Source organism: Reichenbachiella sp. 5M10 (genome assembly GCF_002742335.1).
GTDB lineage: Bacteria > Bacteroidota > Bacteroidia > Cytophagales > Cyclobacteriaceae > Reichenbachiella.
Genome location: NZ_MDGR01000007.1, coordinates 3820365 through 3838178 on the forward strand (window position 1 = coordinate 3820365; position 17814 = coordinate 3838178).

Annotated in this window: 16 protein-coding genes; 7 read left to right on the top strand and 9 right to left on the bottom strand. The window is 44.5% G+C overall.

Annotated elements, in window-relative coordinates; translation table 11 throughout:
• The first annotated feature begins 97 nt into the window (after positions 1 to 97).
• From BFP72_RS15445 to BFP72_RS15460, 4 genes are all read left to right on the top strand, one after another.
• Positions 98 to 1318, top strand: a complete 1221-nt coding sequence (locus BFP72_RS15445; protein ID WP_099600810.1) for an NAD(P)-dependent oxidoreductase — start codon at positions 98 to 100, stop codon at positions 1316 to 1318.
• A 100-nt stretch (positions 1319 to 1418) separates the two neighbouring features.
• Positions 1419 to 2261 (top strand): acetyl-CoA carboxylase, carboxyltransferase subunit beta, encoded by an 843-nt coding sequence (accD, locus tag BFP72_RS15450; RefSeq protein WP_099599998.1) that lies wholly within the window; start codon positions 1419 to 1421, stop codon positions 2259 to 2261.
• A 60-nt stretch (positions 2262 to 2321) separates the two neighbouring features.
• A complete protein-coding gene (locus BFP72_RS15455) occupies positions 2322 to 2882 on the top strand; it encodes a hypothetical protein (RefSeq protein ID WP_099599999.1) in 561 nt (186 codons plus the stop codon).
• Positions 2883 to 2966: 84 nt separating this feature from the next.
• On the top strand, positions 2967 to 3734 hold the full coding sequence (locus tag BFP72_RS15460; protein WP_099600000.1) for a toxin-antitoxin system YwqK family antitoxin: 768 nt from the start codon (positions 2967 to 2969) through the stop codon (positions 3732 to 3734).
• Positions 3735 to 3747: 13 nt separating this feature from the next.
• Here BFP72_RS15460 and BFP72_RS15465 read toward each other — a convergent pair whose 3' ends face one another.
• From BFP72_RS15465 to BFP72_RS15490, 6 genes are all read right to left on the bottom strand, one after another.
• Entirely contained in the window at positions 3748 to 5325 is a 1578-nt protein-coding gene (locus tag BFP72_RS15465; protein WP_143520096.1) for a lipopolysaccharide assembly protein LapB, read from the bottom strand.
• A gap of 185 nt (positions 5326 to 5510) precedes the next feature.
• A complete protein-coding gene (locus tag BFP72_RS15470) occupies positions 5511 to 6128 on the bottom strand; it encodes a lipoprotein signal peptidase (RefSeq protein WP_099600002.1) in 618 nt (205 codons plus the stop codon).
• Positions 6129 to 6151: 23 nt separating this feature from the next.
• The gene (gene ileS / locus BFP72_RS15475) at positions 6152 to 9523 is read right to left on the bottom strand and encodes an isoleucine--tRNA ligase (RefSeq protein ID WP_099600003.1); all 3372 of its coding nucleotides are present in this window, start codon (positions 9521 to 9523) and stop codon (positions 6152 to 6154) included.
• 21 nt (positions 9524 to 9544) lie between these two features.
• The gene (locus BFP72_RS15480; protein WP_099600004.1) at positions 9545 to 11968 is read right to left on the bottom strand and encodes an RND family transporter; all 2424 of its coding nucleotides are present in this window, start codon (positions 11966 to 11968) and stop codon (positions 9545 to 9547) included.
• A 129-nt stretch (positions 11969 to 12097) separates the two neighbouring features.
• Positions 12098 to 12493 (bottom strand): hypothetical protein, encoded by a 396-nt coding sequence (locus BFP72_RS15485; RefSeq protein WP_099600005.1) that lies wholly within the window; start codon positions 12491 to 12493, stop codon positions 12098 to 12100.
• A gap of 60 nt (positions 12494 to 12553) precedes the next feature.
• Complete coding sequence (locus tag BFP72_RS15490) at positions 12554 to 12967, bottom strand: hypothetical protein (RefSeq protein ID WP_099600006.1); 414 nt, start codon at positions 12965 to 12967, stop codon at positions 12554 to 12556.
• A 321-nt stretch (positions 12968 to 13288) separates the two neighbouring features.
• On the opposite strand from BFP72_RS15490, the gene BFP72_RS15495 reads away from it, so the two are divergent.
• A complete protein-coding gene (locus BFP72_RS15495) occupies positions 13289 to 14476 on the top strand; it encodes a sodium:calcium antiporter (RefSeq protein ID WP_099600007.1) in 1188 nt (395 codons plus the stop codon).
• A 60-nt stretch (positions 14477 to 14536) separates the two neighbouring features.
• Here the strand turns inward: BFP72_RS15495 and BFP72_RS15500 are convergent, their stop codons facing one another.
• From BFP72_RS15500 to BFP72_RS15510, 3 genes are all read right to left on the bottom strand, one after another.
• Positions 14537 to 15214 (bottom strand): energy transducer TonB, encoded by a 678-nt coding sequence (locus BFP72_RS15500; RefSeq protein ID WP_099600008.1) that lies wholly within the window; start codon positions 15212 to 15214, stop codon positions 14537 to 14539.
• Positions 15215 to 15291: 77 nt separating this feature from the next.
• Entirely contained in the window at positions 15292 to 15555 is a 264-nt protein-coding gene (locus BFP72_RS15505; RefSeq protein ID WP_099600009.1) for a hypothetical protein, read from the bottom strand.
• The gene (locus tag BFP72_RS15510; RefSeq protein ID WP_158233434.1) at positions 15552 to 16097 is read right to left on the bottom strand and encodes an RNA polymerase sigma factor; all 546 of its coding nucleotides are present in this window, start codon (positions 16095 to 16097) and stop codon (positions 15552 to 15554) included. The genes BFP72_RS15505 and BFP72_RS15510 overlap by 4 nt, the downstream gene beginning before the upstream one ends.
• A gap of 118 nt (positions 16098 to 16215) precedes the next feature.
• Between BFP72_RS15510 and BFP72_RS15515 the strand changes: the two genes are divergently transcribed.
• Positions 16216 to 16791 carry a 5-formyltetrahydrofolate cyclo-ligase gene (locus BFP72_RS15515; RefSeq protein ID WP_158233435.1) on the top strand — a complete coding sequence of 192 codons (576 nt, stop codon included), beginning with the start codon at positions 16216 to 16218 and terminating at the stop codon, positions 16789 to 16791.
• 3 nt (positions 16792 to 16794) lie between these two features.
• Positions 16795 to 17769, top strand: a complete 975-nt coding sequence (locus tag BFP72_RS15520; RefSeq protein ID WP_099600012.1) for a YpdA family putative bacillithiol disulfide reductase — start codon at positions 16795 to 16797, stop codon at positions 17767 to 17769.
• Positions 17770 to 17814 lie beyond the last annotated feature (45 nt).

The window sequence follows — 17814 nt, forward strand, 5'->3', positions numbered from 1 at the left end:
CTTCTACTCCAGTTGTGGCATGACTTTTTTCAAGCTCTCCCATGCGACTATCCTTGTATTCTTGCGATATTTGATTCCAAATCAAACACACCCAAAAATGCCTAAAATCGGAATTCTCAAAGAAGGAAAAATCCCTGTAGATCGACGAGTAGCCATCACACCAGAGCAAGCACTACGCATTCAAACGAAGTACCCTGACGTAGAGATTGTCTGTCAGCACAGCGACATTCGGTGCTTTTCGGATGAAGACTATGCCCAGCAAGGTATTCCCCTCACCACTGACATACAGGATTGTGACATTCTCGTAGGCGTCAAAGAAGTCCCCATAGGTCAACTACTCGATCACAAGACCTACTTCTTTTTTTCTCACACGATCAAAAAACAAGCTTATAACAGGGACTTGCTACGAGCTGTCCTAGACAAAAACATTCGTCTCATCGATTATGAGACACTCACCAATAGCCAAGGGCAACGTATCATAGCGTTTGGACGCTATGCAGGGATCGTCGGTGCCTACAATGCCCTATGGACTTACGGTCGCAGATACAACCTATACCACATCCGACGAGCCCATGCATGCTTCGATCTAGAAGATCTCAAAACGGAGTTTCCCAAAATCAAATTGCCAGCCGTCAAAATCGTCATCACTGGCGGAGGCCGTGTGGCCAAAGGAGCCATGGAAATCATGCATGGACTAGGGATACGCCGCGTCTCTCCCGACAAGTTCGTCCACCGAGACTATACCGAACCCGTATACACCCAACTCAACAACCGAGACTACAACAAAGCAACAGACGGTCGGGCATTCAATAGACAAGAATTCTTTGATAGCCCTGATCATTTTGAGCCAGATTTTTCGGCTTACGCTCAACATGCAGACCTGCTCATCGCCTGTGCTTACTGGAACCCCAAGGCGCCAGTACTCTTTACTCGTGAGGCGATGGCGGGGCGAGACTTCAGTATCAAGGTCATTGCAGATGTGACGTGTGACATACAAGGCTCTATTCCTTCGACACTCCGTCCGTCTACGATAGCTGATCCCGTCTATGATTTTGATCCTACTCAAGGGACAGAAGCCCCAGCGTTCTCCGATGAAGGAAACATCACCGTCATGGCTGTCGACAACCTTCCTTGTGAATTGCCCAGAGATGCTTCTCAGGATTTTGGACACGAACTCCTACACAATGTACTACCTCACCTCATTGGAGAGGACCAGGAGCAGATCATCGAAAGAGCCACAATAGCTCAAAACGGTCAACTCATGCCGCGATACAGCTACCTGCAGGACTATGTCGACGGACTGACGGATACAGACTAAAAAACCCCACATCGCATCACTTACTTTCAATTGTATTCCTATCTTTGCAAACCTCCAAATACGGCTTTTTTGAATTAAATGGAGGAATGAAAAGTTAATTATGGCTTGGTTTAAAAGAACAAATAAAGGCATTCAAACGCCTACAGAATCAAAGAAAGAAGCTCCTGACGGACTGTGGTACAAAACTCCAAGTGGAAAAATCGTCCACATGAGAGAACTGCGAAACAACTCCTATGTCAGCCCAGAGGACGACTACCATGTGCGCATTGGTTCGAAAGAATATTTCGAAATTTTGTTTGATCACAATAAATTCGAAGAACTCGATGAGGACATGTCTTCGGCTGACCCGTTGAAATTCATCGATTCGAAACCCTACCCTACGAGAATCGAAGCGACACAAAAGAAATCAGGACTCAAAGATGCTCTGCGAAGTGCCGTAGGCAACATGAATGGCAAACCAATTGTCATCGCGTGTATGGACTTTAGTTTCATCGGAGGATCGATGGGATCGGTCGTCGGAGAAAAAATCGCACGAGCCATCGACCACTCCCTCCAAAACAAGATACCGTTCTTGATGATCTCCAAATCTGGAGGGGCACGTATGATGGAGGCAGGATTTTCGCTCATGCAGATGGCCAAAACTTCGGCCAAACTCGCACTACTTGCAGAGGCCAAGATTCCATACATCTCCTTGCTCACTGACCCGACCACTGGTGGTGTGACCGCATCCTACGCCATGTTGGGAGACTTCAACATCGCTGAGCCTGGGTCATTGATCGGGTTTGCTGGACCGAGAGTCATCCGCGAAACAATCGGCAAGGATCTGCCGAAAGGCTTCCAGAGTGCAGAGTTCGTCAAAGAGCACGGTTTCCTTGACTTCATCGTCGACCGACGCAGCCTCAAAAACAAACTCTCTACACTGCTACGCATGCTAGAAAACTAGAAAACAAAACAACCTCAGCCTATCGCTGAGGTTGTTTTGTTTTCAGCCCAATAACACATCATGCATCATCTCCTCTACCCCCTCCTCGTCTCCTGTCTATGCTGGGCATGCCAAACCAAGACTAGAGAGCCTGTTCTCTTTGAGCACCCCCTACTGAGCATCTCCTATCCAAGCAACTGGACCAGGATCAATACTGAGTATGCGATCTTCGGTGTTTCGAAGCACAAGAAACTCAACACCTTTCTCAAAACCGAAAACCCTAGCCTCATAATCACCGCAGTGGACTCGTCAAGTTTTGCCCAAGAGGGAGTCCCTAATTTTCAGGGTTTCTTGGACGAATTCAAAAGCAAGCAACTCGACAGAGAGAACTACTCCCTCCTCACAGATTATCATTACGAAACCATCAACGGCCAGATACTCTCTGTGATCCAATACCACATTCATGGAGCGAATGTAGACCTTGTCCAATCCCAATATTTCTTGAGTCACCTAGAACAATACGTAAGTATCATGATCACACACCACTACAACAGCGAAGGTCATGAAGTCAATCAAATACTCCAAACACTACAGCTATCAGAAGATGCCCCTTTGGAAGAAATACTGCAAATCGAACTCTAATCTAAATCGTATCAACCCTTGACTTGCCTGCTTAGTCATAATTGTATAGTTTAGATTTTTTGAAAGCTAAATTTATCCCACAACATGTCTCCAACCTTGCGTAACTCCTACCTCCCTACCCTAGTTCTAGCACTCCTATTTTCGGCTTGTCAGAATTTCTCATTGCTCCCCAAAGAACAATCCAGCAGCTCAGCAAACCAAGAAACAGTCACTGATGGCCTCAAGACAACCTACCGAAGCAATGGCTCACTCTACTCTGAAGTAATGCTCAAAAATGGAATCAAACATGGCCTATCCAAGAGCTACTATGAAGACGGGAGTGTGCAGCTGGAGCTCTACTACCACAACGGTAAAAAGGACAGCATATCCCGTCTCTACTATAGAGACGGGAGTCTCAAGCGCACCACGCAATACAAAGAAGGGAGAAAAAATGGTCTACGTAAATCCTACTTCATCAATGGCAATCCCTCCGCCCAAATGAACTACCTCGACGATATGCCCGCCTCGGACTTGGTAGAGTACTACAAATCAGGCAACCCTATCCCTCAACCCAAGATACAGGTGAGTACAGAAGACTTCACGGCAATCAATGGGCTCTATGAGATTAACATTCAATTCGAAGGGCAACCCAAAAACTCTGTGTTTTACATCGGAAAACTCAAAGACGGAAAATATCTAGATGAGGATCTACTTGAAAGAATCCCTGGAAATGGCAAAGTAGCAAGCATCAAAGGCTCTCTACTCCCTGGACACTTCCTCATGGAAAAACTCCACATCGTAGGCGAGTTCAAAACCAAAAAAGGCAATACCTACGTGACCACCACTACCTACAATCTCGCCATAGGAGGCTAGTTGTCAGTCCTATTTAGCGCATGGCTCGTAGACGATTGGTCAGTTCTACGTTGTTGGGGGCATAGTTCAACCCTGTACGCAGAGCGGATTTGGCCGCACTGTAGCTCCCTTGTCGGAAATGAAAGACCGCCAGTTGCGAATAGGCGCGTCCTATTAAATTAGGATCTGCCCTAAAGTTAGGGTACTGAGAGATCGCCTGTTCAAACTTATCTTTATGGTAATCTCCATCTCCCCTTTTACTCATGCGGTAGTATTCCTCCATTCGAATCAGGTTGATATTGAGATAGATGTTTCCGAAGTTGGCATTGTCCATCAGCGTGCTGTACTTGAGCGCCACCGAATCGATCAAATTGTAGCTGTACTTGTAGTCCGTCTCGTACTGAAGTAGTCGCCCCAGCGAGGACAGCACCAAGCCCTCTGCGTCTATATTAGTAGGTTTGAGAGCATAGGCGGCCAAAGAATACTCCAATGCCAACTTTGACTGCCCCTTGTTGAAGCGTGTACGCGCCATTTCGTAGTTGTAGTAATAAGTGATCTGCTCTCTGAGTGACGCTCTCTCCAAACCCTCGATGAGATGGGTATAGCTCTTGGTATAAAGGTCTACATCTCCTCTATCGATGAGCTGCTTCTGGTTGAGTCGAAGAAATTCGTTGCTCACGTCTTGATTACTCACCTTGACACTATCAAAGCGAGCCAACTGTATGATGTAGTCAGACTCATCGTAGCGAGAATAAGTCACTTGAGAGACAAGGTAACTCAACGAGCCTAAGAGCAAATCTCTTACTTTCTCATTGGGGAATAACAAATAACTCTTTTGGAAGGCCGTATACGCCTCATGATAATCCTCATCTTCTAGCAAGTACAAACCTTGATTCCAGTACTGCACTCCAACCAATTCTTTCATACCCAAGTTTTGATCCGTGAAATAGTACTTATCAAACAAAGCATCGACCTCTTGATACCGGGCTTCTTCTTCACTGATCAATTTGCTGGCTTTGAGTTGATTGACAAAATGGGTCTTAAACTTCGTACTAAACTTGCTGATACCTCCCACTGGATCCGTCGTTTCGATGACGAATGGGTCATCATTGGGATCAATCAGTAAATACACATGCGTAGGAGTCTCCTTGATCACAAACGAAATCTCCAACTCCTCAAATACCAAACCGTACAATGCACACGCTGATACACAGTTGTACTCCCCTAAAGTAAAAATTGAGCTAAAATAATTTTCCAACTCATACTTCTCCAAAAACCGATTGTGCACACGGTCGTAGATATCCTTGTAGTACTTGGTTTTCTTCTTCCCTGTGAGTTTGGGAACTGTCTTGAGCTTTGATATCTCGTGAGACAACATGGTACGGTCTGCCCCGATATTGTTAGGCGTCATGTCACTTTGGACAGTCATGAGTAACTCAAAAATAGCGCCCTCATCTTTCAAAACTTTGGCAAACTGCTCCTCTTCGTAAGATGTAGCAAAAGCTACCTCATCCACTCGAACCAAAGACGTATCCATCTCCTGGCTCTGCGCAATAGCGGCACCACAACCTAGCATCAGCCAGGCAACCCACAAAAATCTAGTTGGTCTCATCTCAGCAAATTCAACAAAGTGCTAAACATAATGTAAAGTTGGCGACAATCAAAGGACACATGCGCTAGATCCATACCCAAGCACCAAAAACAAGCACACCCTACACTATCACATCAATAAAAAGGCCTAGCACCAGTCCACTTGTACGCTCCTGGTGCTAGGCCTTTTTGTCTCCCCTCTCTGATTTACTCAGTAGCTGTACTGGCAGAGTCTGGGCTTTCCTTTTCGGAATGAGTAAAAAAACGCTTCTGAAAAATCAGTATAACAGCCACTCCGACAAAGATCGCTGCATCGGCCACATTGAAGACTGGCCATAAGGACATGTACTTTCCTCCCATGATTGGCAACCAATCCGGAAGCCGACCTTCCCAAATGTCGATATAAAACATATCCACCACTTGCCCATAAAACCAAGGGGTCGGCGCGTCATAAGGGGCATTGTCCAAAAACACTCCATAAAATGTACTATCGATGACATTGCCAATAGCTCCTCCCAGTATCAGTGCGATACACACCAATAACCCAGTAGCCACTCCTCTCTGAATCAAAGTATAGAGGTAATAACTGATCCCAACCATCGCCAACAAGCGAAATAGCGTCAGAAACAGTTTGCCATACTCCGTCCCCAGCTTCATCCCAAAGGCCATCCCAGGGTTGGTCAGATAGTGTAGCTTAAAGTACTCACCAAAAATTTGAATCTGACCATTCACTCCCATGTCCATGTTGAAATGTACCACGAGCTTGACCACCTGATCCAAAATAATGACCGCCAAACTGATCAAAAAGTATTTATAATATTTCATCGATTATGCTCTAAGATTGACAACTAGCAAACTACAATTTGCACGCTGATTTTCAATTCATCTATATCCAACTCTTGTCCCTCTGACAAGTCATCTACCAAGGTGAGTTCGTTGGCTTGTGTCTCTTCACAAATGTATGCGTTGAACGCAGCTACTGCTTCGCTGACCAAAACCTCCTTGCTACTTAGTTTTACACTTATTTTGTCTTGAACTTCGAGTCCTTGATCCTTTCTCAGATTCTGAATACGATTGACCAAATCACGCGCGACCCCCTCTTGCTTGAGTTGGTCTGTCAAGTTGATGTCGAGAGCTACCGTGAGACCACCCTCACTTGCCACCAGCCATCCCGGGATATCCTGTGATGCAATCTCTACATCCTCTAGTGTCAAGGTAATCTCCTCACCATGGAGCGCTATAGTCAAAGCATTGTTCTTTTCAATCTCGGCAATTTGCTCCTGATCAAAAGCATTGATCAGGTTGCTAACATCCTTCATTTTCGGACCAAACTCTTTCCCTAGCTTTCTAAAGTTCGGCTTGATAGACTTTACCAATACACCCGATGTATCATCCAAAAATTCAATCTCCTTGATATTGACTTCATTCAAAATCAAATCCTTGACCGCACTCACTCGAGACACCGTGTTTTCGTTCATCACAGGGATCATGATCTTGGCCAAAGGTTGGCGTACTTTCAAACGCTCTTTTTTCCTCAACGAATGGACCAAAGAAGAAATCTTCTGAGCCATATCCATGCGGGCCTCCAACTCTACATCAATCGCTGCTTCCTCAGCGACAGGAAAGTCCGACAAGTGTACCGATTCATGGTTTTCATTTTGTGACACAGCATTGAGGTCCGAATACAACCTATCCAAAAAGAATGGAGCAATCGGAGCACCGATCTTCGCTACTGTCTTGAGGCAAGTATACAACGACTGATAAGCAGCCTTTTTATCCTCATTGTATTCCCCTTTCCAAAATCGCTTGCGGTTGAGTCGTACATACCAGTTGCTCATGTCATCGATCACAAAATCCTGGATCAATCGAGCAGCTTTGGTGGGCTCGTACTCGGCATACGCCTCGTCGACCTTTTTGACAAGCGTATTGAGCTTAGAGATCACCCATCGATCACTCTCCGTCCGCTGGTCCAGCGGGATCTCATCCTCACCAAAGGTGAAGCCATCGAGATTTGCATAAAGGGAAAAGAAGGAGTAAGTATTGTATAAAGTACCGAAGAACCTACGCTGTGACTCAGCGACTCCTTCGATATCAAATTTCAAATTGTCCCATGGGTTCGCATTGGAGATCATGTACCAACGCGTCGCATCTGGCCCGTACTTCTTGAGTGTCTCAAATGGGTTCACGGCATTGCCCAATCGCTTGGACATCTTGTTGCCATTCTTGTCCAGTACTAACCCATTGGCAATTACGTTTTTGAATGACACCTTGTCAAACAACATCACCGCAATCGCATGTAGGGTAAAGAACCAACCTCTGGTCTGATCTACGCCCTCCGCAATAAAGTCAGCAGGATACACTTCTTTCAAACCACCCTCTTTGAGCGCATCGGCGCTAGGATCATCTCCCATGAAGTGAAACTGTGCATAAGGCATAGCTCCCGAATCAAACCACACATCAATCAAATCTGGTTCACGAGACATCCTCTGTCCAGAAGGGCTCACCAAGTATACATCATCCACATAGGGCCTGTGCAAATCAAAATCATCTCCAATCTGCTCTGTCATAAACCCAGCCGCAATGGATTTCTCTATCTCCACTTTGAGTTCGGCGATCGAGCCGATGCAAATTTCTTCTTTTTTGTCCTCTGACACCCATATAGGCAGTGGAGTACCCCAGTATCTCGAGCGAGACAAATTCCAATCCACCAAGTTCTCCAACCAATTGCCAAAGCGCCCCGTGCCAGTCGAAGCAGGTTTCCAATTGATGGTCTTGTTGAGTTCCACGAGACGGTCTTTGTATGCCGTCGTCTTGATAAACCAAGAGTCCAAAGGGTAATACAAAACAGGCTTGTCTGTTCGCCAACAATGCGGATAACTATGCTCATACTTGGCTACATTGAAGGCCTTATTTTCTTCTTTGAGCTGAATAGCTATCAATACGTCCGTTGCTTTAAAGTCCTTGGCAGCAGTCTCTTCGTCACTGTAGTATTCTGCCTTTACATATCTTCCTGCATAATCAGTAACTTCCGCAACAAAACGCCCTTGCTTGTCTACCAATGGCACCTCTTTGCCTGTATCGTCTTTGACCAATACGCCTGGCACATCGGCTACTTTGGCCGCCAAAAAATCGTCTGCACCAAATGTCGGCGCGATGTGGACTATGCCTGTACCGTCCTCTGTCGACACGAAATCTCCCGATATGACCCGAAAAGCCTTTGCTTCCAGTTCGGCATTGGTCACATAGGGCATCAGCTGCTCATACGGCAGCCCGATCAAATCTTCTCCGGTAAACTCACCTGTCACTTCCCACGGAATCAATTTGTCTCCTGCGCTGTACTCTGCCAACGCGATCTCTTTCGCTTTGTCTGAAAAATACTTGCCCATCAGGTCTTTCGCCACGATCACCGAGATTGGCATGAAAGTGTATGGGTTGAAGGTCTTCACTTTGACGTAACTGATTTTCCTTCCTACAGCAAGTGCAGCATTCGAAGGCAAGGTCCAAGGAGTGGTTGTCCATGCAAGAAAGTAAACCTCCTCGTCTCCATCAAACAACTTAGCCGTCGCGGCGGTTTTCTTGGCTTTAAACTGCGCCACGATGGACGTGTCCTTTACATCACGGTAGGTCCCTGGCTGATTGAGCTCATGAGAACTCAACCCCGTCCCCGCCGCAGGAGAGTACGGTTGTATGGTATAGCCTTTGTAAAGCAAGCCTTTGTCGTAGAACTTCTTGAGCAGATGCCACAGCGTCTCCATGTAGTTCTTGTCGAAGGTGATATAGGGATCATCAAGATCCACCCAATACCCCATCTTTTCTGTAAGGTCATCCCACTCATTCTTGAACTTCATGACCGCCTCACGGCACTTTTGATTGTATTCCTCGACAGATATTTTGGCCCCGATGTCCTCTTTAGTAATCCCAAGTTCTTTCTCCACCTGAAGCTCTACAGGTAGCCCGTGTGTGTCCCACCCACCTTTTCGATTGACTTGATAGCCCTTGAGTGTTTTGTATCTGCAAAAAATATCCTTGACCGCACGGGCCATCACGTGATGGATTCCTGGCGTCCCATTCGCTGATGGAGGTCCTTCATAGAACACAAACGACTCTGCACCTTCCTTTTCATCCACAGATTTTTTGAAGATGTCATTCTTCTTCCAGAACTCCAACACTTCGTCTGCAACCTCCGCGTAGTTGATGTTTTTATACTCTCTGTATTTCACAGTCTCAAAAATCTTCTTTGATTATTTACTTTCTTCCTTATCGGTGGGTGGGGTTTCCACCTCTATCAACCCCAAATCTATCTCCTCGTCCTCGTCCTCATCATAAAACTCAGGATACTGCTCAATCAAAGGATGGCTCTTCGTGTTTCTTTTGCCACTATCAAATCTCAACAACAAGGCTGGGAGCAAAGTCAAATTGGTCAGCATGGCCATCAGCAATGTCGTAGAAGTCAAGGTACCCAAAGCAACCGTCCCGCCAAATTCAGAGGCCGCAAAAATCACAAAACCAAAAAACAAGATCACCGAGGTATAAATCATACTCGCCCCAGTCTCCCTGATACTTTTACTCACCGCTACTGGCACAAAGAAATTATTGGCAAACAATTCTTGTCTGTACTTGGCCAAAAAGTGAATTGAATCATCCACAGAAATCCCGAAGGCAATGCTAAAGATCAAGGCTGTACTTGGCTTGAGCGGAATACCGACTAACCCCATCATTCCACCAGTAATCAGGAGAGGAACCACATTTGGGATAAGGCAAATGACTATCATTTTGAAATTCTTGAACAACAAAGCCATGATGAAAGCGATGATTACAAAAGCAATCAGCATGCTCGTCACCAAATTGTCAATCAAAAACTTATTTCCCTTGATAAACAACAACGTCGTACCAGTAATGGCAACATCAAATCCTGTCTTTCCAAAGATCTCATCAATCTTGGGTTCGATGACCTCATTGACCAGTGAGTCCATTTTGACGGACCCTATATCTGCCATTTTGAGAGACACCCGAATACGCTGACCTGTAGAATCCACGAAAGCTGAAGCCAATCCCATCTCATCGGTCTCCTTACTCAAATAACGTAGAATAAAGTTTTTGTCCCGATTATTTGGCAGAGCATAATAACTCGCTTTGTCGTTGTAAAAAGCCTGTCGTGTAGCCTTGATAAAGCTCACCACTGACATGGGCTTAGACACATACTTGATCGAATCTAAGAATACCTCAAACTCATCAATCTTCCTCAAGTTATTGAGGTTCTGCACACCATTTTTCTTTTGAGTATCTATGACAATTTCCAAAGGCATCACTCCAGCAAAATTCTCTTCGAAGAAATCCAAGTCCTTTTTGATTTGACTATCCTCGGGCAGATCATCTACCATATATGAGACTGCTTGAATTTTACTAATCCCATAAAAACATACTATAACAACTACCCCAGTCACCATGAACACAACATGCTTGTATCTGTGCACTAGCAAATCCAATGCATTCAATACTTTATCCAAAGGCTTGAACTCAAGGTGCTTCAGGTGCCTCTGGCTCGGAGGCTTGAGGTAAGAAAACACACAGGGCACCATGATCATACTCACCACAAATGTCGCCAAGATGTTGATCCCTGCTACGATCCCAAATTCTTTGAGAATGACGATGTCTGTCAAGGCCAAAACCAAAAAACCAACTGCAGTGGTAACGTTGGTAATGAAAGTCACGATACCGATTTTTCGAATGATCGTAGTGATGGCCTTCATTTGATCTCCGTGAGCGAAATACTCTTGATGGTATTTGTTGATCATATAGACGGTATTGGGTATTCCAATCACCACGATGATTGGCGGCAAGAGCCCCGTCAGTAGAGTAATCTCGTAATCAAGCAACACCAACGTACCCACCACCCAAAGCACAACCATGCCAATGATTGACAGGGCGACCAATAGTACTTTAAACGACCGGAAGAATAGAAACAAAATGAAGCCAGTCACAATCACCGACAGTACCAAAAACATTCTCAACTCGTCCTTGAGTAGAGATGTATTGATGTAACGGACATAAGGCAATCCAGCATACCGAAACTGAATCCCGGTATCCTCTTCAAATGCCTTCGTCAAAAATAGAATATCAGCAATGACACGGTTGCGTTCATCCGTATCCATCAATTCTTTTTGAATGGTCACCAGTACCATATTGGCGCCATTCTTCGGATTGATCAGTTGTCCACTGTAAAATTTGATGCCTTGTGCATATTGGATCAAACTATCCAAATCCTTTTGCTTGTCTGGAATTTGGTCAAACACAGGCTCCAGTCTAAACCGCTTTTCCTCTTGATCCTTGACCAACTTTTTGAGAGAGGGTAGGCTGAGCACGTCATTGACCCCATTGATATTCATGAGTTCGTCTGACATATACCCCAGTTTGCGGAAGTTGTCCGTCTTGTAGACCGCACTGTCCAAAATCCCTAGGGCCAAGATGTTTCCATCTTCTCCGAACACCCGTTTGAATTCCTTGAAATCGATCATGTCGGGATCATGGTCCGGCACCACATTGGCAAGGACAAACGACCATTTGACATACTGCCCCTGATATGCCATAAAGCCTGTGATGGCCAACAGCAACATGATCAAGTACAAACGAAACTTAATGATTATATGAGAGATTTGATTCCACATGCCCGAAAAATGAAGTGCAAAGGTAAGGATTTTTAGATACTATTAAAGTCCATTTTTTGGCTAGACCAAGCCTAAAAAAAAAGGGGCCAAGCCCCTAATATTTTGTATATCAAAGTATTGCTCGACACCTTAATTTTGGTATTTCAATACAGCCTTCTTCAACGAATCTTTGTTAGAAGTAATGGCTGGATTAGAATATATTTTGGCAGAGAGTTCTGCAATCACTGCTTTTTTGAATCCCAGTTTTACCGCCACTTCTTCACAGTATTTGACTTCACTCAAGAACACTTCTTTGTCTATCTTCATCAACTGAACGACGTTAAACAAGTATTCAAACTTTTCGTCATCCGACATGGTACCTAGCTCTGGCAAGGGAACTGGATTTTTGAGGAGCCCATCGATCTCTTCTTCCCCGATACCATTGGCTTTGCCCACCATATATATCATATCTTTCTCGTCATCGGCAAAGTCGTTATCGATGTTTGCCAACCCGATCAGCATGCTGAGTTGTGATTTAATATTCATAGTCTTTGTATTTTCTGTAGGCCGCCCCCATATGAGGCTACTGATTTATTCAATTCTTAGTTAGGACACTTTATGCTTTTGAATGAGTGACTTGAGGTGGTCTCTATCTCCTGTCACATCTGGATCGCTGAATATCCCACTACTCAACTCTGACACCACAGAGCTTTTGTATCCCAGTTTTGCTGCAAGCTTTTGACAAAAACGTATCTCACTGAGGTACACCTTCTTATCTACTTTCATCAACTGAACAATATTGTATAGGTATTCAAACTTATCGTCTTCTGATAACGTCCCAATTTCTGGAAGACTCACTTTTTTACTCCCCAAATGGCCTTCAAATAGTTCGTCTAGCTCGCGTTCAGGGATGCTATTTGCTTTGCCCAGCGCATACACGTATCTTTTTTCTAAACTAGATAGTTGGTTGTCAATCAAGGCCAACTGCACCAACACACTCATCTGAGCTCTAAAATCCATAGGTTTGTTTTTATACTTTAAAAATAAAGATACAAAAATTTAGAACATTAGAGCCGAATACAAATCTTTCTTGCCCGAAGTTTTTTCAATGTGAGTTTTATCCACAAATTGAAATATCATACAGGGCTATTTCTCTTCCAATGAAGATTTGTTGAGTTGGCGCTATACCCTCCTCAAAGCACAGGCTCTCCTTATTTTCAATCCTCCGCTCACCAAATAAAAAAAATAGTTTAATTTAGAATTCTAATCAGCTATTGTGTAAAACATCGTGCGCCAAAAGATGGTTGCAGAGAACAATTTTACCGACCTAAACCGAACAGAATGGGCATATTAATACCACTACTACTTATTGCTTTCAGTTGTGTAGTAATTTGGCGAGCTGGAGATGGATTCATGGCAGCTTCAGAGTACATTGGCAGAAATTTATCCGAAGGGGTAAGAGGGGCATCTATCAATGCAATTGCCAGCTCCATGCCCGAAGTTTTCACTTCTCTCTTCTTCTTGTTTGTCCTCCAGGATGCTGCTGGTTTTTCGGGAGGTATCGGTACGACAGCTGGTAGTGCCATATTCAACAGTATGGTCATCCCTGCCGTATCTGTAATCGCCGTGATCGGAATGGGACTTGCCAAACGCATCGAAGTTTCCAAAAAAGTCATGCTGCGAGACGGGGTCTCCTTGATACTCATCGAATTACTCTTTTTGATCTTGATCAGTGGCTCAGAACTCCACTGGTACCATGGTGCAATCTTGATGGGGGCATATGTCGTGTATATCGCGTACATGTTCATGTCAATGGGCAAAAATGCGCTAGACGAGTCGCCCAAAGAAGAAAACGAAGAAGATGAGGAAGAAGACGACGAACCGAAACCTTCCTTGTTTAAAAGTATTTTCACTTTTGACCTAGAAAACACCTTCATCCGAAGAAAAATCTCTGGGTCCAATGCTTGGCCTCTCTTACTTTTTTCAACTCTAGCCATTGCTTTGGTCTGTTATTTTCTAGTTGTCGCTTGTGAATGGATGGGAGCAAAAACCTATGAAGTACCGTACTTGGGAACTTTCAAAGGACTCGACATAGAACTTATGTTTGTGGCATTGATCTTGGCTTCTGCTGCGTCGAGCTTTCCGGACACCATCATCTCGATCAAGGATGCCCAGCGAGGACAGTATGATGATGCAATCTCCAATGCATTAGGGAGCAACATTTTTGATGTTTGTTTTGCACTAGGCTTTCCGCTGTTCCTCTTTACTGTCATCTATGGGCCCATCCATATGCCTCCTGAAATTGTTGACTTGAGTAGTGAACTTCGACTGCTTCTTTTGATCCTCACAACTATCGCCGTGATCATATTCACTTCGACCAAATACATAGGGAAGACCAAAGCATTTCTATTGCTAGGTATCTATGTACTGTTTGTCTTGTATATCGTGGGCAGAGGCGCTGACAATGAATTTGCCAACATGATTGCGAAGTATCTGGTAGATACTGTACACCTTTTTAGAATCCACTAAGACTAAAGTCTACATAATTTAAAAGCCAAGACGATACACGTCTTGGCTTTTAAAATCGTATCAATTGAGCCTAAATACAATCGGAACGACCATTCTGACTTTGACGGCTTGTCCTCTTTGTCTGCCTGGACTCCAACGAGGCGCAGATGCCAACACGCGAGCAGCTTCTTCGTCACACCCTCCTCCGATGCCTTTGATCACATGAATGTCGGTAATCGACCCATCACGATCCACCACGAACTGTACAAACACTCTCCCTTCAATGTCTCTGCTACGAGCTAGTCGTGGGTACTTCATCTCTTTGCCAATGTAATTGTAGAAATTCGCCATCCCTCCGACTGGCTCTGGCATCTCCTCGACGACTCCCACATATACATCAGGTTCTTCATCGATGGGTTCCTCGTCTATGATGACTATATCATCTATGTCTACAGTCAAATCATCCACCTCCACCAGTTCTTCTATTTCTACTTGTGTCTCGACGTATACAGGTGCTTGGACAGACTTGCGGACTACAGGTGCTTTGGGGCGTTCGGGAGCTTTGATTACCGTAGCGACCGGCTCCATCATATGGACATACTCTAGTTCGGTATCTGGCACAGGTAGATCGGTGACGACCACCTCAGTCCTCCAATTGAATGCCATCAATACCAATGACAAACTCGTCACCAGTCCAATGCTAAAAAACATACCTCTTTTGCGTTCCAGATCGATTTCTGGATTTTTCCTCAATTCCATAATTGTAACTTTTAATGGTTAAAATATTTATTCAATCACAGAATTAAGACTGCTCCCGGGATGAGCCTTAATTACAGTTATTCACTTTTGAATTCGTCAAAGAGCATCTGATCCACATTTTCTTGCTTGGGATGCTGCCTGTCAAGTTTCACACGAACGAGCCCCATCACGAGCATACTGAGGATCAATACTGCCGCTACCAGCAGCAACCACATCCTGCGTGACGAAGTAGATTTTTTCTCACGTTGCACGAGATCACTCAAAGATTGAAAATCCTTGTGTTTGTCGATTTGGCTTTTTTTCACCGACTCCCTCCTCAATCTGATATCATATTTGGTCATGACTCCTTTCTTAATGCATCAAACTTCTCCTTCAATTTTTCAAGTGACCGATAGAGTCTCATTTTGATTCCACTTTCTGTTCTTTCCAAAATAAAGGCGATCTCTTTAAAATTCTTATTCTCAAAAAATTTGAGTTCCAAAATCTGAATCTCATCATCATTGAGTTCTGCGATCAACTGCATCAGTACCGTTTGCTTCTCTTCCTGGTCCTCAATCTGCTCGCAACTCATGACGAGATTGACCTTTTCGTCTTCAAGACTCAAGTGCTGCCGTTTTTTGGTTTCCCTAAAATACTTATTCGTCTCATTGGTCGCGATCTTGTATAGCCACGCACCAAAACCTACATCACGCACTTCATACTTGGGCAATGCCTGCATGGCATTCATAAACACCCTAGACGTAACATCCGCCGCTGCACTCTCTTCGTCAGTCCTACGATACACGAATCGAAATATTGCCTCGTAGTATCGATGATACAGTGGCTCGAAGTGCTTCACATCTGTTTTGGCTCTAGCGATGATATCTGCTTCTGAATACTCCAAGGTCTCGATTGATTCGTTTTTATCTTTACAATCCTATCCCTGTAATAAAGTCACATTTTTTGATGAAAAAATATTTTTGTATGGTCAATTGCCTACGAATGGCTTTATTTGGATCACAATGAGTAGCATAGACAAAGCCAAACTAAGAACTGTGTATCTAAGGAAACGTAAAATGCTTTCCTCAGAGATGTCTGCTCATATTGCTGGCAGGATTTTGGAACAGTTCAAACTATTTCTAACACAAATACAGGTGAAAAACACCCACGTATTCCTCCCTATCACGAAGCAAAATGAGATCAATACCTGGCTGATCGTAGACTACCTCCTGAGTCAACACATCGATACAGTGGTCTCCCAGTCCAAACTCGAAACCAATCAACTCATCCACTACCTCTATAAAAACCCGAATCAACTCGAGCACAACAAATGGGGGATCCCCGAGCCAGTCCATGGGACAGTCATATCAGAACAGGACATAGACCTAGTACTCGTGCCACTCGTGGTTTTTGATAGGCAAGGGCATCGTATCGGCTATGGCAAAGGCTACTACGATCGCTTCTTGGCAGGGTGTCGTCCCGACTGCCTCAAGGTCGGCCTCAGTATGTCTCCTCCTTTGGACATCATTCCGTACGTAGATACGTATGATATCCCTTTGGACTATTGTATCACTCCACTCAAAACTTACCATTTTTAGCTCATGAGCACAACGAAATCATATGACGTCATCATCATTGGTGCTGGCCCTATCGGGCTAGCTTGTGGTATCGAAGCGAAGAAAAAAGGCCTCAGCTACCTAATCATCGAAAAAGGATGTCTTGTCAACTCACTCTACAATTACCCGATGAATATGACGTTTTTCTCTACCTCCGAAAAGCTAGAAATCGGTGGTGTACCCTTCATCTCCCACAACAGTAAACCTACAAGAGCCGAAGCACTCGAATATTACCGTCGTGTCACCACCACTTGGGAGCTCGATCTCAAACTCTACGAAAAAGTAGAATCCGTAAATAAAAACGACATTTTCAGCATTGACACAGACAAAGAAAGCTACCTCGCTCACCATGTGATTCTCTCAACAGGGTTTTATGATTTGCCTTTTTTGCTGAATGTCAAAGGGGAAAATCTGCCCAAAGTCAAGCATTACTACGATGAGCCCCACCCCTACTTTGGACAAAAAATCGTCGTGATCGGAGCGGCCAACAGTGCCGTGGACGTAGCATTAGAGACTTTTAGAAAAGGCGCGCAAGTCACCATGGTTATTCGCCACGAAGCAATCAACCCAAGAGTCAAATATTGGGTTCTACCTGACATAGAAAATCGCATCAAAGAATCCTCCATCAAAGCATATTTCAGTTCGTCGATAGCTGAGATTCGTGAGCACGAGGTGGACATCATGACTCCAGATGGACTCGTGACGATAGCAAATGATTTTGTACTGGCGATGACGGGCTACCAACCTAGCTTTCCTTTCTTAGAAGCGATGGGGATAGCGATTGGTGACGATGATATGAAAACTCCACAACACAACCCTGACACCATGGAAACCAATGTGCCTGGACTCTACCTCGCTGGAGTCGTCTGTGGCGGCCTACAGACCAACAAATGGTTCATAGAAAACTCAAGAGTCCACGCGGAAGTGATTGTTGGGCAAATAGAAAACAACATAAAATGAAAATACCAACCGACTTGGATATGCTGAACTCAATATACCGCCTTC

Bases quoted from the DNA above. Each gene is read 5' to 3' on its own strand.
- BFP72_RS15445 (WP_099600810.1), top strand. From the start codon at position 98: ATGCCTAAAATCGGAATTCTCAAAGAAGGAAAAATCCCTGTAGATCGA.
- accD (WP_099599998.1), top strand. From the start codon at position 1,419: ATGGCTTGGTTTAAAAGAACAAATAAAGGCATTCAAACGCCTACAGAA.
- BFP72_RS15455 (WP_099599999.1), top strand. From the start codon at position 2,322: ATGCATCATCTCCTCTACCCCCTCCTCGTCTCCTGTCTATGCTGGGCA.
- BFP72_RS15460 (WP_099600000.1), top strand. From the start codon at position 2,967: ATGTCTCCAACCTTGCGTAACTCCTACCTCCCTACCCTAGTTCTAGCA.
- BFP72_RS15465 (WP_143520096.1), bottom strand. From the start codon at position 5,325: ATGAGACCAACTAGATTTTTGTGGGTTGCCTGGCTGATGCTAGGTTGT.
- BFP72_RS15470 (WP_099600002.1), bottom strand. From the start codon at position 6,128: ATGAAATATTATAAATACTTTTTGATCAGTTTGGCGGTCATTATTTTG.
- BFP72_RS15480 (WP_099600004.1), bottom strand. From the start codon at position 11,968: ATGTGGAATCAAATCTCTCATATAATCATTAAGTTTCGTTTGTACTTG.
- BFP72_RS15485 (WP_099600005.1), bottom strand. From the start codon at position 12,493: ATGAATATTAAATCACAACTCAGCATGCTGATCGGGTTGGCAAACATC.
- BFP72_RS15490 (WP_099600006.1), bottom strand. From the start codon at position 12,967: ATGGATTTTAGAGCTCAGATGAGTGTGTTGGTGCAGTTGGCCTTGATT.
- BFP72_RS15495 (WP_099600007.1), top strand. From the start codon at position 13,289: ATGGGCATATTAATACCACTACTACTTATTGCTTTCAGTTGTGTAGTA.
- BFP72_RS15500 (WP_099600008.1), bottom strand. From the start codon at position 15,214: ATGGAATTGAGGAAAAATCCAGAAATCGATCTGGAACGCAAAAGAGGT.
- BFP72_RS15505 (WP_099600009.1), bottom strand. From the start codon at position 15,555: ATGACCAAATATGATATCAGATTGAGGAGGGAGTCGGTGAAAAAAAGC.
- BFP72_RS15515 (WP_158233435.1), top strand. From the start codon at position 16,216: ATGAGTAGCATAGACAAAGCCAAACTAAGAACTGTGTATCTAAGGAAA.
- BFP72_RS15520 (WP_099600012.1), top strand. From the start codon at position 16,795: ATGAGCACAACGAAATCATATGACGTCATCATCATTGGTGCTGGCCCT.